Here is a 14929-nt window from a genome sequence, read left to right on the forward strand (position 1 = left end):
TGTCGTAAATAAGTTGTGGTAACTCCTTTTACGACTTTCATGGCTGCGGGTGAATTTCCCCTATTCATGAATGTTTTATAGACCAGCGAGATAGGGACCAATATGCCATCTTTTGCTTTTGCCCAGACCCGTTCGGAATGATATAGCGACGAGTCGTATCCTCCAACGACTTCCTGCTGTTTGAGCAAGGTCTTCTCTCTTGAAATCATGTCAAAATCAAAAACCGAGCTGGGACTCACGAGCGAATTGTAGCCGAATCGCAAAGTGTCGGTGTCGAATTCGGGATTAGTGCTGATCCATGCGGTGTAGGTCTCGTCGTCAAATTGAAGTGAGAAGCGAACTCCATCCCAAGGTTGGATCTGGATCTGCGTCAGTCCATTTGATCGCTCCTGGGTTACTAGATATCGAGAAAAAAGGTCGAAATCCTCTAACAATACCTCCGGGCGGTGGGCAATAACATCAGTCCAGTTTTCTCTGTTGGGCGCCGAGATGGGAGCTTTGACCAACTTGAAATTCTGTGCGTCGGAGTTGGTCTTGATCCAAAAATAGTCTCCGAAGTGGTCTGCGGCGTATTCCAAGAAGGGAATTCGCTCCTGTAGAATCTGAAATTCACCGTCTGGTTGATCAGCTTTCAGAAATCGCATCTCCGAGGAGATGGTGCTTTCCGAGTGGATGAAGAGGTATTTCTCTGTCTTGGACTTGTGGACCATGCAAGAAAATTCCTCGTCTTTCTCCTCAAAAACCAACTCGTCCAATTGGCTGTCAGTGCCGAGTCGATGTTTGTAGATGCGATGGGAGCGGAGCGTTTCGGGATCTTGCTTGGAGTAGAAAAGCGTCTCATTGTCATCGGCCCAAACGAAATTTCCGGTGATTTCAGGAATGGGTTCCAGATAGATCTCGCCTGTTTCCAAGTTTTTAAACCAAATCGTATAAATCCTTCTGCCGACCTCGTCTGCAGCAAATGCGAGGATTTTTTGATCAGGAGTGGTAGACGTACCTCCGACTTGGTAATAGGATTTTTCTTTTGCCAATTCATTGACGTCTAGGATGATTTCTTCCTGACCTTCCATTGAGTCTTTTTTCCGGCAATAGATCGGGTATTCGCCCCCTTTTTCATAGCGCACGTACCAACAGTATCCCGACTTGAAGTACGGGACCGTCTGATCGTCCTCTTTGATCCTACCTTTCATTTCCTCAAAGAGATCCTTCTGAAAAGCGGCTGTCCGCTGCATTACCGATTTAGTGTAGCTGTTTTCGGCTTCGAGGTGGGCGATGACTTCAGGGTTTTCCCGATCATTCATCCAATAGTATTGATCGACTCTTTTGTGACCGTGGATTTCTAAAATATGGGGTATTTGAGGTGCTAACGGAGCTTTCATACGGGGTGATTTTGTTGCAAGGTTAATGAAAAAATGAGGGGCATGGTTCAAAGTTTTGAGGCGAAGCTTAGCTTTTTTATTAAGACCCAGAGGAAAAAGGAATGGAGTGTTGCACAAACCCATTATTTTCAGAATATTGAAGTGTACTTCAACCAACCGGATACTTTATGGGATTATTAAAAGAGTTTAAAGAGTTTGCCGTCAAAGGGAATGTCATAGACCTTGCGGTCGGTGTGATCATCGGCGGAGCATTTGGAAAGATTGTCTCTTCTTTTGTCAATGACGTAATCATGCCTCCACTCGGGCTGCTCGTTGGAGGGGTGGATTTCAAGCAATTGAAGCTGGTATTGAAAGAAGAGACGGTCGATGCTGCCGGTGAGGCAGTGGCTGCGGTCACGCTGAACTATGGGATGTTTATCCAGAATGTCGTTGATTTCGCGATCATTGCATTTGTGATCTTCATCGCAATCAAAGGTATCAATCGGTTGAACCGCAAAGAAGAAGCCGCTGCGGCCGCTCCACCTGCACCGCCTGCGCCTACGCCTTCGGAGAAGCTTTTGGAAGAAATCAGAGATTTGCTGAAGAAGAAGGAATAGTGATCAGTTGCACTAGCCAGTAATCAGTTCCGCAGTCACAGTGATCACTTTGCTTACGGAAGACAGTTTGAAAAGTAAAAATCCTTCGGAGTATTTAAACTTCGAAGGATTTTTTATTCTGAGAATTGGTTTTTGCATTCTAGAGATTGCAGTCACTTCGATGATAGGAGAGGCTTCATCATCATTACTGGTCCGTGTGGTAAGATTTCTCCCAGCGGTCGAAATGACAGTGACTGACCACTTTTCGCCATCCTACTTCCCGTCTCTCCCTCTTTGGTACAGCTGTCTATTAAAGTCCCGAGCGATGTTGTTTAGCATCAGGATTTGCTTGGAGGATAGTACTTTTGACGCATCGGTCACAAATGCCTGTTCTTCTTTAAGCAATTGTCCCTGGAGCTGCAGACGCTTTTGAATCCGGGATTTGGCCTCTTCTTCGCTTACCGTTTCCATGTTTTTTCCCAAATCTGAGATCTGACGCATTGTAGCTTCCCTAGAGTCATTGTACTCGTTGAATATCGGCCAAAATTTCTCGGCCTGCTCAGGTTTCAGATCGATGCGGGTCGTGATAAAGGCGATCCTGGCGGATTGCAATTTTTCCCGGTCTATCGGAGGTCTTTGTGCCAAAACTTCCCAAGACAATACAAAGAGCAGGAGGACGGCAATAGCATAGTGTTTTTTCATAATGATTAAAACCAGTTTGATTCATCTTCTGCCCACAACTCCTCAGAGGTAGGCATTTCTTCTTCAATTATTTGATCGAGCAGTGCATTGGGATCATCGGCAAAGCTCAGGATGTCCTCTGCTGTCCAAATTTGACTTTCGATATACAGGTGGGCTTCCTCATCCAAAGAGATAGGCTGCTCCTCGAATGGAATTCCCCCAAACTGCCAGGTGAGGCCCAATCCGATCAAGATTGCTGCCGCCGCGGCATATTTTGTCCACGAAACGGAGTTGTTGGGCTTAGTTTTAGCCAGAATATCGTCGGGCAGGCGGTCAAAGTAACCGTCTGGAGCCTGCAAATCTTTGATTTTTGGCAGCTTATTCATCGGAAGTTAGACTTTGGTGAAAGGATAAAGTTTATTCAGACAAGACATATTGTTCGACTTTTTTGACCGCATGATGATAGCTTGCTTTCAGGGCTCCGACACTCGTGCCCGTGATTTCGGCCATCTGCTCATAGGTCAGTTCTTCTTGATACTTCAAATGAAAGACCAGTCTTTGTTTTTCAGGAAGCTTTAGTAACGCTTTTTGAAGCCGGACTTGAATTTCGTCTCCGTTTAGATTTCCATGGTGATCGAGATGAGATTCCATCTTTTCCTGATGATCATCGATCGACAGGAAAAACCGTTTCTTTTTTTTCTCCAGAAAACTCAGCGCTTCATTGGTGGCGATGCGGTACAGCCAAGTAAATAGCGAGGAATTTCCCTCAAATTTATCCAGGTAACGGTACGCCTTTATAAAGGTGTTTTGGGTCAGGTCATCGGCATCCTCGTGGATGATGACCATGCGGCGAATGACGTGATAGACCTTTCGCTGGTAGGTCTCGATCAATTGCCTGAAGCCAATTTCCCTGGTGAAGGGAGAGCGGATTTGCTCCAGTATTTGTTGATCGGTTAGGTTCATTCTCGGTCCTTGGACTCAGGAAATGAAATATGGTTTAAAAATGTATGACAAGAGTGCTGGTTTAGTACTCTTTTCTAAATCGGAACTATCAAATTTCGAGAATGTAATCCAAAATTCCGGCGTTTTTGCCCTTGGGTCGAGTGACTAGGAGAGGCAGGCTGTCGTTGAACTGGATCAGGCGTTCTGCCATGCTTCCGATGAATAGTGCCGTAGCGGCAGTGCGGCCTTTAGCACCAATGATGATGCCGTCTGCTCCGACCTCGATCGCTTTGGAAACGATCTCCTGCACGGGGTCGTCGTCGTCGTCTTTGGTGTAGATCGGGGTGATTTTGATGCCTTTGGTGTCGATCTTACGGATAAACTTCCGGTAGTTGATCTCAGCGTGCATCTTCATAATCTCGGAGAATTCCTCGTAGCTTTTGCCGGTGAAGTGATACCCGGTTGGTACGGAAAATACATTTTGGCAGACGATCTCGGCATGTCCACCGTGTCTTGCGACGATCATAATGGCCTCTTCCAGCGCGTCTTTAGAGTAGTCAGAGAAGTCGCTCGGAACCAAAAGTTTGGTGATCTTTGGTTTGGAACCTTCTGGTACGATCAGGAGAGAGCAGCTGGCTCTTCGGGCAAGTCGCTGGGACGCGACGCCCGTCCCTGGCAATTCGACTTTTCTACCGATCAGGATCATGTCTACGGACTTTTCCTCCGCGAGTTTGAGTACTTTTTTGGCAAGATTTCCTTCTTTGACCACATAGCTGATTGCCAGTCCCTTGATCTCGGGAAAGTACTCATTTACCATTTTTTCCATGGCTTCCTTCCGCTCATTGATCATGTTTTCGATCAGGTTGGGAAATTCCTCCAGGACTTCTTTCGGAATCGAAAGGTTCTTGATCACATTGGTGAAGTAGATTTTTTTGGCTTGATTGACTTTGGCGATGAAAGACGCATACTCTATCAGCGTTTGATCCAGGGGGGTCTGATCGAGACAAACAATCAATTTCTTAATCAGGTACATAGTAACCGAGGTTTTGCAGTGCAAAGTTATTTGAAGACCAATAATCTATCGAGATTTCTGCAAAATATAATTTTGATTTTGATGAGCGGATGCATAATTCCCTCATAATGAATCAGAACAAAATGATTTAGAGGGAAATTATATTTGGGGAAAGCTGGACAGCATCCGTGAGTGAGGGATTTGTTCGACAGCTTCAGGACATTTCTCCATGGATTTGGGTAACCCAAAAGATTTGATCCCGTATATTTGTGTTGTCCGGGCCGCCGACTTGTTCAAACTTCACAATTTAATTACAATTACGAGTGAAGCCCTCTCCAAAAACAGGCCTCATCCCATTCACTTGGGACCTCGCACAAAACGCAGGATAACAGTGGAAGTTTGCGGTTTTAAGGCAGCTCAAATCTTGTCAGTACGGAGGTTTGTAACACTCTAAGGTCCGGACTTTTTTAACCTTGCTTTGATCCAGCTCCATTCTTCACTCCCTACACCGAGGAGCCATGACATTCCCGCAAAAACACTTACAATCAAGAGAGACTTGACTACCATCAAAAGCATGGGGGCGATCGCTTCGGAGCTCAAAAACATTCCCGTAAATGCGGTCATCCCTACGAGGAGGATTTTAAAGGATTCTCGACTGAATGGATCGAGGCCAAGCTTGATTTTCAAATAAAAATACTTCACCAGATTGAACGCCAGCATCACCGTGGCGGATCCGATGGCTGCGCCTTCGATCCCAAAGACCGGAATCAGCCAATAGTTGACTCCGATGATGAGGATGCTCATTGCGATCGTCAGCACCAGATTGAATCGATAGTAGGCCGAGAAAACCAGAATCTCGCTGTTGACCGAGAAGGCGACATCGAAGATTTTTCCAAGGGCGATGTAAAACACTACCCATTTCCCTGCCTGGTAGATTTCCCGATTTGGGACAAAGTGGTAAATGCTGTCGATGTTGCACCAAATCAAGGCGAATAGCAGCAGACAAATGTAGAGTTGCCGGTTTGAAATCTGCCGATACAGGCCGTTGATCGCCGGGATCTGATTTTTTGCAAAATGATCTGCGATCACTGGCATAGCAACTTGAGATATGGCTCTTCTTGGCAGCTCCACGACCAAGGCCATGTAAAAAGCGATGGAATAAATTGCATTCGCTTCCAGGCTCACCATCGAGCTGACCATGATGCTGTCGATCTTCATGATCAGCGTGGAGGCAGCCGTAGCTAGAAAGGTGATCAGGCTAAAGCGGATAAACGAAGATCGGAACCCCGCAGGGAAGTGATTCCAGTTGAAATCGAGGTGGATTTTTCCCAACCAAATCAAATAGGTCAACACCCCAAACAATGTCAAACCATAGACCGCAACTAGTCCCTGCATCACCTGTTCAAAATCGATCCAGCCCAAGAGGTAGGTGCCGATCAAGATCGAGGTCAGTAGTCTTAGGAATACCTCCCGAAAAAAGGTCGGAATGGCGACTTTCAAATAGGACCGACTGTAAGCATCCAGCACACTGTTTAGCAAAGCGAACAACGTAATCAACAACACGATACCCAGGAAGTTGATCACTTCCGGCGAGTTGACCGCAAACAGGGCCACTAGTTGCTGTTGAAAACCGAAGAATATCCCGCTGACGGCGACAAAGCCCAAGAGTGAAAAGACGAGACTATACGATAGAAACGCGGACTGGTTTTGCTCCAGTTTTGGGAAAAACCGGGTAATTCCGTGACCGACTCCCAATTGGGCAAAAGGGACCATCAAAAGCCCCAGATCCTGGATCGTGCGAAACGTACCCAATTCGGTAGCGTCCAGCGCATAGGGATACAGCCAAAGGACATTGATGTAACCCAAGACCACACCGCAATAGGAAAAAATGGTGGTTTGGATACTTTGCTGGGCGATTTTACTCATTGTTGAAAAGTATAAAAAAAACGGGAATTCCTTCGAACCCCCGATTTTTTTACCTCGGATTTTGAGTTAGGGTTTGACACATTTGTCGCAGCCGGCCTGAGATTTTGGTTTGGAAAAATATTTCCTACCCAAGTACACCAGTGCGCCAAATACGAGTAGTCCGACTCCGAGTTCCTGCCACATTTTAGGATAAAATTTGGTATGTAATCAGCGCGCTGACGTAGGCCAATACACTCATATATACAGTCTGAACCAACGGCCATTTCCAGCCTTTGGTTTCTCGCTTCACCACCGCAACGGTACTCATGCATTGCATCGCAAAGGCATAAAATACCATCAGAGAGAAAGCAGTGGCCACATTAAAGGTTTTCTCGCCAGTATTCGCATTGATTTGCTGGTCGAGTTTTTCTCGAATGGTCAGTTCGTCTTCCAGATCTCCTCCGATACTATAGATCGTGGCCATGGTCGAAACGAAGACCTCCCGGGCCGCAAAGGAAGTAATCAAAGCAATGCCGATCTTCCAATCATAGCCCAGCGGCCTGATTGCTGGCTCGATGGCTCTGCCCATGATTCCTATGAAGGAGTTTTCCAATAACTGTGAGCTCGTTTCGGCTTCGATGGATGCGATTTGAGCTTCGTCGGTTACGTTTTCTAATCGTGCTTCACCTTCCAGTCGGATTAGATCCATCCTTGACGGCGGGCCATAGGATGCCAAAACCCAAAGCACAATCGAGATGGCCAAGATCACCTTTCCTGCTTCCATCACAAAGGTCTTTGACTTCTCAAACATCGTGATCCCAACATCACTCCAGCGCGGAATGCGGTAGGGGGGGAGTTCAGTAAGCAGAAAGCTTTTCTCCTCGGATTTTAGAATAAACTTCAAAAGAAAGGCTGTTCCAAATACTCCAACCACCCCTAGCAGGTACAATCCAAGCAAGGCCAGAGCTTGGAGGTTGACAAATCCCAATACCATTTCATCAGGTACGACTAGGCCTATCAAGATGATGTAGACAGGCAATCTCGCGGAGCAGCTCATCAGCGGCGTGATCAGGATAGTGATCATTTTTTCTTTCCAGTTGGAAATATTCCTGGCAGCCATCACCCCTGGAATGGCGCAGGCCACACCTGACACCAGCGGCACGATACTTTTGCCATGAAGTCCAAAAGGTCTCATCCAGCGATCCATCAGAAACACCACCCTGGACATGTAGCCCGTGTCCTCCAAAATCGCCAGAAAGCCAAACAGCATCGCGATCTGCGGAATAAAGATGACCACTCCGCCAATGCCGGGAATGACACCTTCGGATAGAAGCCGCGTTAGCGGGCCGTCAGGCAACGCAGCAGAAATTCTCGCACTGATATCTGCGAATAGCCCGTCGATCAGATCCATCGGGTACGAAGCCCAGGTAAAAATGGTCTGGAAGATCAGCAAGAGGATGCCGAAGAACACGACATAACCCAATACGGGATGCAGGAATATTTTGTCGAGATTAGACTTCGGCTTGGGTTCGGGTTTTTTGGTCAAAGTCCGGGTCACGATTTCCGTGATCTTCTTATAGCGGATCTTGGTTTCTTCCAGCTGGGCTTCTTCCAGATCGAAAGATGATTCCTGAATGAAATTCTCAAGCCAAGCTCGGTCGCTCGCTGGGATCGCCTTGTCTTTGGTACCAAACCGGATCAACTGATAGGCTTGATAGGAGTTTTCCAACTCAAACTTTTCCAGAACGCGGTCGAGCATTTCCGCAGGAATCACCTGCTGGATTTCGACGAAGCCCGGAGCCTTACAGAAATTCCTTTCACTGATCAGTTTCTTGACCTCGTCCAGTCCTTTTTGATTTCGCGCGTCGGTTGACAGGATCGGAACTCCGAGAGATTTGAACAACTCGTAGGTCTTGATCTCGATATTTTTCTTCTGGGCCAAATCGGACATATTCAGAATGATCGCCAGATTGACCCCGAGATCTATCAATTGAGTAGCTAAAAACAAACCTCTGGAAAGTTGCGATGAATCTATGATCATCAGCACATGATCGGGTCTGGTCTCAAGCTTCGTCTGATTGAGTACCCGGTGGGCGATGATTTCATCTTCCGAGTTGGGGAAAAGGCTGTAGGTACCAGGGAGATCGAGGATTTCAAAAGTTTCACCGTTGATCTGAACCGAGCCGGATTTTTTATCCACCGTCACACCGGGATAATTTCCGATTTTTTGATTGAGGCCGGTTAGGTAGTTGAAAATAGTAGACTTGCCGACGTTAGGGTTTCCAACCAGTGCGATCTGCGTGGTGCCTGTTTTTTGGGAGATGATAGTTTCGGCCATGAAATTAAATCTGTTCTACGCGGATCAGGGCAGCCTCTGATTTTCGAAGTGCCAGGAGAGTGTCTTCCATCAGGAATGCCATCGGGTCACCGGACGGAGCCAGATGTTGGAGCGTGATTTTTTTACCGGGCAGGAAGCCCAATTCCATCAGGTTGATTTTCAGTGGGGAAGGTACTATCTCTAAGATTTTCCCGGATTTATTCAGAGGAAGGGTGTCAGCGTTCATGGGTCGATATTCTCCTTGGGGCAAAAATAGGATTATTTGGAATGAATCTAAGGAAAAGTAGAGAAGAATTTTGTCTGGCAGCGACACTCGTAGATGTACTTAGCAGGTCCTAGATCTGATGTGTCAGCTCTCACAAGCTTTCCCTGCGATCGGCAGGATTCGACCAATAGTACCGAAAAAAAAGACAGTTATGGATATTCAGATAAAGAGTTGAACTTATCTGGTACTCACGTTAATAATTTTGCCTTTAACGAAATTTAAAAGTAAAAACTTCCATGGATTACGATCGGTTTTTCTTGTCGATATCTAGGAATAATGTTTAGATTCGACTTCTATTTTTCGGTTTTCAATCGATTTCGAGAACGACTTTTTGTGCTGGCGGCCGTCAATTCCTACTTGAAAAATAGCGCCTGATTTAACCCTCAATTTTTTATCACATGGAAAAAGACCAGTTAAGCGCTTTGCTCGCTGAGGTATTTGGACACCTGCAGCTTAATGATGCCCAAGATGACAGACTTTGGAAGGAAGGGCTCCCCTTATTTGCCAATAGTCTGCTCGTATCCAAGGATTTGACCGTCAAGTCTGAGTCGTTCAGTTTTGAGCGGTCTCAGCTTTTTGCAAAAGAAACAATCAAGCCGGCTCAGATGGAGAAAATCCGCGAAACGGTGGAAAAGACCGAGACACTAGAAAAAGCAGTAACAGCCGGGAAAGCTGAAAAGGACGTGACCGCCGAAAAGATAAAGGTGGTCGGAAAATCGAAGGTGGAGACCGTTGGATTAAAGGCGTTTGTAAGGGAAGTTCCGGTTCGGACGACACAGCTAAAGACGAGTGTGCCGCAATGGGCCGCCGGAGCAAAAGTTGAAAAAACCATTGGTCCGCTTACCCGGGAAGACGGGCGGATTGTGTTGATCGATTTTTATAAAGTTGTGCGACTTTTGGGTCTTTATCAGCAGAATAGTTCGCTTCCGGTCATTCTTTTCCAGGCGGAATTTCAGACAAAGCTGGAGTTAGTAGTCAATGCTCCGCCTCCCGTCGTGGCCGGTGATTACAAGGTCGTGGCAGGCAGCGTCTGGATCAGGGCAGACATGCTGGCATCAACTGCACCTGCCAACCGCTATATAGGACTAAAGGTCACGTCCGGCCAGATACAGCTTAGCCAAAATCCCGTCCTCCAAAATAATAAGCTCGTTTTGGGAGCACAGACTGGAGTGCAAGTATCATTGAACTTGGGGCAGGCGGCATCGGTACCCAACTCTAGCAAGATGTATGGTCAAGATGGTGCTGCTGTCGACATAAAAACGCCGGACAAATTCGCGTTTTCGTTTACAGGCGCCACCAAGGCGCAAATTGCCACGGTCGGATCCGGAATGGCGGAGATTTATGGACAAAAGTTCGAATTCCAACAAAAAAACGCAGCTCCAAGCTATAATGCTCAAGTCAGCCGCTTGCTGATCCCGATGGCTACCCCTCAGGAAGCAGTCGCACCCATAAACCAGAGGAGCACACTTTTTCAACTAATGGGGGCTGCCCCGTTGAAGACGTCCGCTTGGGCGATCTCCGCTGCCGAGTTGGATGTTGACAATCCGCTGGAAGCTGCGGGATCGGGTGGATTTTTCATCGAGGCAAAGCCCGGGCTCAAATGTGCCTGGCAGGGCTTGCAAGCCAAAAACCTAAAATTAAACCAACCCATTTTTTTGATCGACCCGGACCGGATCGGAATTACAGAACTTGCCGGAGAAGGGGAAGGGGCTTTTCAGGAATTTGAGCATTGGAAGGACGATCAGCACGGAACCAGTCTGAATGTCTTTTTGGGAAAGAAGAGTTCTCTGCTTTATAACTCGCTTTCTGAGGGGATTGAATTACTGGCAACGACCGTTAATGCCGTGCTCCATGTGGATCGCCCTGTGATGGTCAATGGTTTGCCGGTGGGAGTCAAGACCAAAGATAGTCTGATGATCTTGGCCGGCTACGGCGATAAAAATTTGCTGTATCTGATTGATGATAACATTCTGTGGGATAATAAATTACCTCATGATAAGGTTCCGAGATTCAAGAGTCTGGCTCTTGCGTTGGAGAACGCCTTGTTTACGGTGACTCCGGTAAACGGAGCAATGCTTTTTGGAACATGCTCCCCGGAGTGGAAGCGCATTACAAAAAGCCAAACCATTTTGGTATTTGGTCTATTAGGTTATCTACCGACACTTCCAGATCCCTATCTGGCCAACCTCACTTACTTGAGGAGGCTGCAAAGAGGAGAAGGAAAAGGCGGGGTTCAGGGGATCATCAGCTGGCTGGTATGTCAGATTTCACAAGAGCCGGTGGACGAAAAGACCGACAAAGTGAAAGTCAGCTTTCATTTTGGCAACGAAACCAATGAGCAGCAGAGCACAGCTGGAAGTTTTGGATTAGCTGGCGGAACTTTGGCTACCGCAACACCAGTGGAAACTAAACCCTTGGCTTCAGAAACAATAAAGGTTGGTGCGAAGGCTTTGAGAAGTAGTGCTCTGGCAAATAAGCCCTTGCCTCCATATGAAGACCAATTGATCCCGCACGTCCAAAAGTATCAGAATGAATTTTTTGCACTGTTGGATGTCAGTTCCAATGCCAACCAAATGGGTGTCAGCTTAGGAACTCCTTTTCCGGCGCGGGTGAAGACGGGAATTGCGGTCACGAAAGGAGAGAACATCGCTCACATTGAGCAGACGTCTAACCAGATGTTTGGTGTGGACGGAATGGAGGTCGTAGTTCGAAGCTCTGCCGCCCGACTTTTTATGCTCCCTCAGGTGGCTTGGGAGCCGGTTTACAATCTGACACCTCCCGGTAACAATGTGATCGGCGATCCGCCTTTGTTTTTCAACTACTATCCAAATGACGGGGGAGCGACCCGTATTGCCAATTACCATGAGGGGCAAGTTCCTTTCGCCCCAAAGCCTTTGGTGAAGTACACACTTGAGCAATACAAGAATAAAAAAACCCCTGTTGATGCCTTTTTCACGCTTCCTTTTGGGCTGAGGGCACTTGCAGAACTTTCTCACGATGAGCCAAGGGAATCCCAAAAACCCGAGCTTAGGCTGGTCAATCCCAGCTTTCCAAATGATCTCATCGGCGGAACCCAGATCCGCGCGATTGCCAAGGATTACGGAAAGGATGCGATGCAAGGGGCAGGGCCTGACAGCCCGATGTTCAAAGGATTTACCGTTCAACTGGCCAATGTCCTGGCAATGAGTGGTCAGCCTGCAAACGCCAGTACGCTGGGCAGAAGCGTCACCAAGATTTTCAACGGTGAGTTTTTCACCAGTGAGTCGACTCCTGACATCCTCAAAAAGCGTGGAGTTCCCCTGTCCAAGATCGACTTCTCCGGATACGGCGCGAGCACCTTTAGCAACTGGCTGAGTCCGAGGGCTGCGATTGCGGAGACGAGTCAGGCGAGATTTGACATCATGCTGGGCAGGACCGGTCATGAAGTGATCCAGGTGAAAAGCATCCTGTATCCCTGGGGCATCCGGGTGGTTCGGACGATCACGCTTTTCAGGACTGGCTCTGGGCATGTGTACCGCACAGACAGCGGTTGGCAGGCTGAGTCAGACGGACTATTTGATTTCCGATATAGATATATCGACAAGAGCCTGCCGCCGGAAGGTGTTGATGAATCGGGAAATACGATCTTTCATACCGTAACTGTCGAGCCGTATGAATTGCATACTGGCCCTATTAGAGGATTATTTGATGTGAACAATATTCAGGAGGATGGGAACATCGCCGAGTACAACGTTCCAAAGGCGATCAAGATCCCTATCAATGAAAAATATGTAGACGAATTTGGAGAATGGGTGACCAACTCGACCGGGGCTGAGATCACCAAAGATGTGATCTTGGGAGCGGTATGGTTTGATGCAAATATCAAGATCGACAACCTTGTCCAAGGTCATAAAAACGGAATGACCCCATCCAAGAAAATTCTTGGCTACGTCCAATTGGCGCCGCAAGGTGTCACGATTCCCAAAGCCAACTTCAAGGCCCTGTTGGATCTACAGGGAGGACTGATTGGAGGAGATGTGGATTGCGTGATGGATTTGAATGATTCAGGTCAGCAGATGCGGATTACCCGGTTTGATATTTCACCCTCCGTGAAAAAGACCAACGATCCCGCAGATCCGATTTTCGTGGCGGCGGCGCGGGGAAATGTGCTGTTGCCCAAGGATGGAAGCTGGTCGGTGGTACAGCACGAGACCGGGACTGGCGAGGTCACTCCTCTGCCAACCTATATACCGATTCCGGTCGTACGGGAAGGAACATGGAAAGAGGGAAATGCACTTCCTGCGGCAATTCAAACAGGCAAGCTTCTCCGAATGGCGCACCCGATGGAGGTACTCAGAAATCCGGTAGGAGGCACCATGAACTTTGGCTTGCTGCAAACCACAGCGACGCAAAAGACACTTTTTTTAACGCCAAGCTTCAAATTTGGCACCAAAAAACTGCTCAGCAAGACACCCCCTGCTTTTGCCGATGCCTATCGATTAATGGACAGCAGTAGCATTTTTCCGAATATCGGTGATGGCTACACCAATTTGGGAAAAGCGGTCGCTTTGGTCACAGGGGTCGATGCCAACGGAAATCCGTTGGATGCATTTAAGACGAATCCCATTCTCGACGGTGACCGGCAGGTTTTTGAACTCATGGATTTGGTAACCGATGTGGGGGATGGAGAAGTAATAGACCGTGGATTTAAGCTCTTGACGGGCGAGGCAAATGATCTGCTTGGCAAAGCGATGGCTTTCGATATCCCGAGTTTGGATCCTCTCTATCTGGTCAAGATGGACGCACTCAAGATTTACATAGAATACAAAGCCAAAGAAACCAAGGCAGGAAACCCTCCAGCCAAGCCTTCCAAGCTGAATTTTGATGTGGATTCCTTTGCCAATGATCTCAAGGACAAATGGAAGAGCCGCCTAAACAATGTGGGGATGGTCGTGGACTTGGGCTCATTCGAGCGCTTGATGACGATCAAAGGGAACTTCGACGCGCAAAAAGGCAAAGAATCCGGATACGAAGGTGGACCGGACAACCCGAACAAATTGGAGGGTTTGCCTACTCCTGAGATTGAATTCAGCGAAGACCTCCAGCCAGTAATTGACCTGCTGCAAATGCTGGCCTCGATGTCAACCGGCAACTATGCCGAAGTCCTGAAAAAAGGGCTTCAGATAGCCATGAGTAATGCCGGAGAGATCTGGGAATATAAGTTTGAAGCAACCAAGGAGATTCCCTTGGTACGCTTCCCACCAGAAGACAACCTGTATAATGCCCCCCAATGTCCGTTACGACTCGAAGCCGGACTTGCGTTGGGAGTTTATTTTAATGCGGCGCTGAAAGTCACTACAGATCCAACACAACTTTTGCCGACCGCAGGTGGATTTATCCAGTTCAAAGGAGGCCTCGAAGTCATGTGTCTGACAGTCGGCGGGGCGACGGTTTATGCTATTGGAGCAGTAGAGTTGAAGGTAGCCTGCGACACCAAAGTAGGGCCTAACCTGACGATGAAGTTTGGCTTTGGAGCATCGCTGTCGGTGGGATTGCCGGTAATCGGCAATGTCAGCGTGACCTTTATGGTAGGCTGTGAGATCTATGCATCGGCCGAGGAAATATCCGTGACCGCCTTCATGATGTTCAAAGGCCACGCAAGTCTGATCGGTGGATTGGTCAGTGTGACGATCTACATTGAGGCCAGCGGCACAGTGACCAGGTCAAACGATAAAACTGATTGTACTGCGTCCGTCACCTTTGGATTGGATATCAGTATCTGCTTCATCATCAACATTAGTTTTGAAGAAACCTGGCAGGAAGGCCGTCAAATCGCCTGATTTTTTCCCTTTA

At 47.6% G+C, this 14929-nt stretch carries 10 protein-coding genes; 2 read left to right on the plus strand and 8 right to left on the minus strand.

Translation table 11 applies throughout. The features are described 5' to 3' along the window. On the minus strand, positions 1–1379 hold a 1379-nt coding region (locus ABD031_RS14160; protein WP_486278040.1), incomplete at its 3' end, for a S9 family peptidase. A gap of 167 nt (positions 1380–1546) precedes the next feature. On the opposite strand from ABD031_RS14160, the gene mscL reads away from it, so the two are divergent. Then, a complete protein-coding gene (gene mscL, locus ABD031_RS14165; protein WP_343852579.1) occupies positions 1547–1975 on the plus strand; it encodes a large-conductance mechanosensitive channel protein MscL in 429 nt (142 codons plus the stop codon). Positions 1976–2227: 252 nt separating this feature from the next. Here mscL and ABD031_RS14170 read toward each other — a convergent pair whose 3' ends face one another. The 7 genes from ABD031_RS14170 to ABD031_RS14200 form a co-directional block, all read right to left on the minus strand. Then, complete coding sequence (locus ABD031_RS14170) at positions 2228–2656, minus strand: hypothetical protein (RefSeq protein ID WP_343852581.1); 429 nt, start codon at positions 2654–2656, stop codon at positions 2228–2230. Between the two features lie 5 nt (positions 2657–2661). Beyond that, entirely contained in the window at positions 2662–3021 is a 360-nt protein-coding gene (locus ABD031_RS14175) for a hypothetical protein (protein ID WP_343852583.1), read from the minus strand. A gap of 31 nt (positions 3022–3052) precedes the next feature. Next, positions 3053–3598 carry an RNA polymerase sigma factor gene (locus ABD031_RS14180; RefSeq protein ID WP_343852585.1) on the minus strand — a complete coding sequence of 182 codons (546 nt, stop codon included), beginning with the start codon at positions 3596–3598 and terminating at the stop codon, positions 3053–3055. Positions 3599–3686: 88 nt separating this feature from the next. Beyond that, positions 3687–4610 (minus strand): universal stress protein, encoded by a 924-nt coding sequence (locus tag ABD031_RS14185; RefSeq protein WP_343852586.1) that lies wholly within the window; start codon positions 4608–4610, stop codon positions 3687–3689. A 429-nt stretch (positions 4611–5039) separates the two neighbouring features. Then, positions 5040–6515 carry a lipopolysaccharide biosynthesis protein gene (locus ABD031_RS14190; RefSeq protein WP_343852588.1) on the minus strand — a complete coding sequence of 492 codons (1476 nt, stop codon included), beginning with the start codon at positions 6513–6515 and terminating at the stop codon, positions 5040–5042. Between the two features lie 184 nt (positions 6516–6699). Continuing rightward, the gene (feoB, locus tag ABD031_RS14195; protein WP_343852590.1) at positions 6700–8832 is read right to left on the minus strand and encodes a ferrous iron transport protein B; all 2133 of its coding nucleotides are present in this window, start codon (positions 8830–8832) and stop codon (positions 6700–6702) included. A 4-nt stretch (positions 8833–8836) separates the two neighbouring features. Beyond that, positions 8837–9058, minus strand: coding sequence for a FeoA family protein (locus tag ABD031_RS14200; protein WP_343852592.1), 222 nt, complete (start codon positions 9056–9058; stop codon positions 8837–8839). Positions 9059–9495: 437 nt separating this feature from the next. On the opposite strand from ABD031_RS14200, the gene ABD031_RS14205 reads away from it, so the two are divergent. Next, positions 9496–14916, plus strand: coding sequence for a hypothetical protein (locus tag ABD031_RS14205; RefSeq protein WP_343852594.1), 5421 nt, complete (start codon positions 9496–9498; stop codon positions 14914–14916). Positions 14917–14929 lie beyond the last annotated feature (13 nt).

Source organism: Algoriphagus jejuensis, from assembly GCF_039523455.1.
Taxonomy (GTDB): Bacteria; Bacteroidota; Bacteroidia; order Cytophagales; family Cyclobacteriaceae; genus Algoriphagus; species Algoriphagus jejuensis.

What these genes read in the sequence shown, in the direction of transcription:
- ABD031_RS14170 (WP_343852581.1), bottom strand. Translation starts at nt 2,656, where the DNA reads ATGAAAAAACACTATGCTATTGCCGTCCTCCTGCTCTTTGTATTGTCT.
- ABD031_RS14190 (WP_343852588.1), bottom strand. Translation starts at nt 6,515, where the DNA reads ATGAGTAAAATCGCCCAGCAAAGTATCCAAACCACCATTTTTTCCTAT.
- mscL (WP_343852579.1), top strand. Translation starts at nt 1,547, where the DNA reads ATGGGATTATTAAAAGAGTTTAAAGAGTTTGCCGTCAAAGGGAATGTC.
- ABD031_RS14185 (WP_343852586.1), bottom strand. Translation starts at nt 4,610, where the DNA reads ATGTACCTGATTAAGAAATTGATTGTTTGTCTCGATCAGACCCCCCTG.
- ABD031_RS14205 (WP_343852594.1), top strand. Translation starts at nt 9,496, where the DNA reads ATGGAAAAAGACCAGTTAAGCGCTTTGCTCGCTGAGGTATTTGGACAC.
- ABD031_RS14180 (WP_343852585.1), bottom strand. Translation starts at nt 3,598, where the DNA reads ATGAACCTAACCGATCAACAAATACTGGAGCAAATCCGCTCTCCCTTC.
- ABD031_RS14200 (WP_343852592.1), bottom strand. Translation starts at nt 9,058, where the DNA reads ATGAACGCTGACACCCTTCCTCTGAATAAATCCGGGAAAATCTTAGAG.
- feoB (WP_343852590.1), bottom strand. Translation starts at nt 8,832, where the DNA reads ATGGCCGAAACTATCATCTCCCAAAAAACAGGCACCACGCAGATCGCA.
- ABD031_RS14175 (WP_343852583.1), bottom strand. Translation starts at nt 3,021, where the DNA reads ATGAATAAGCTGCCAAAAATCAAAGATTTGCAGGCTCCAGACGGTTAC.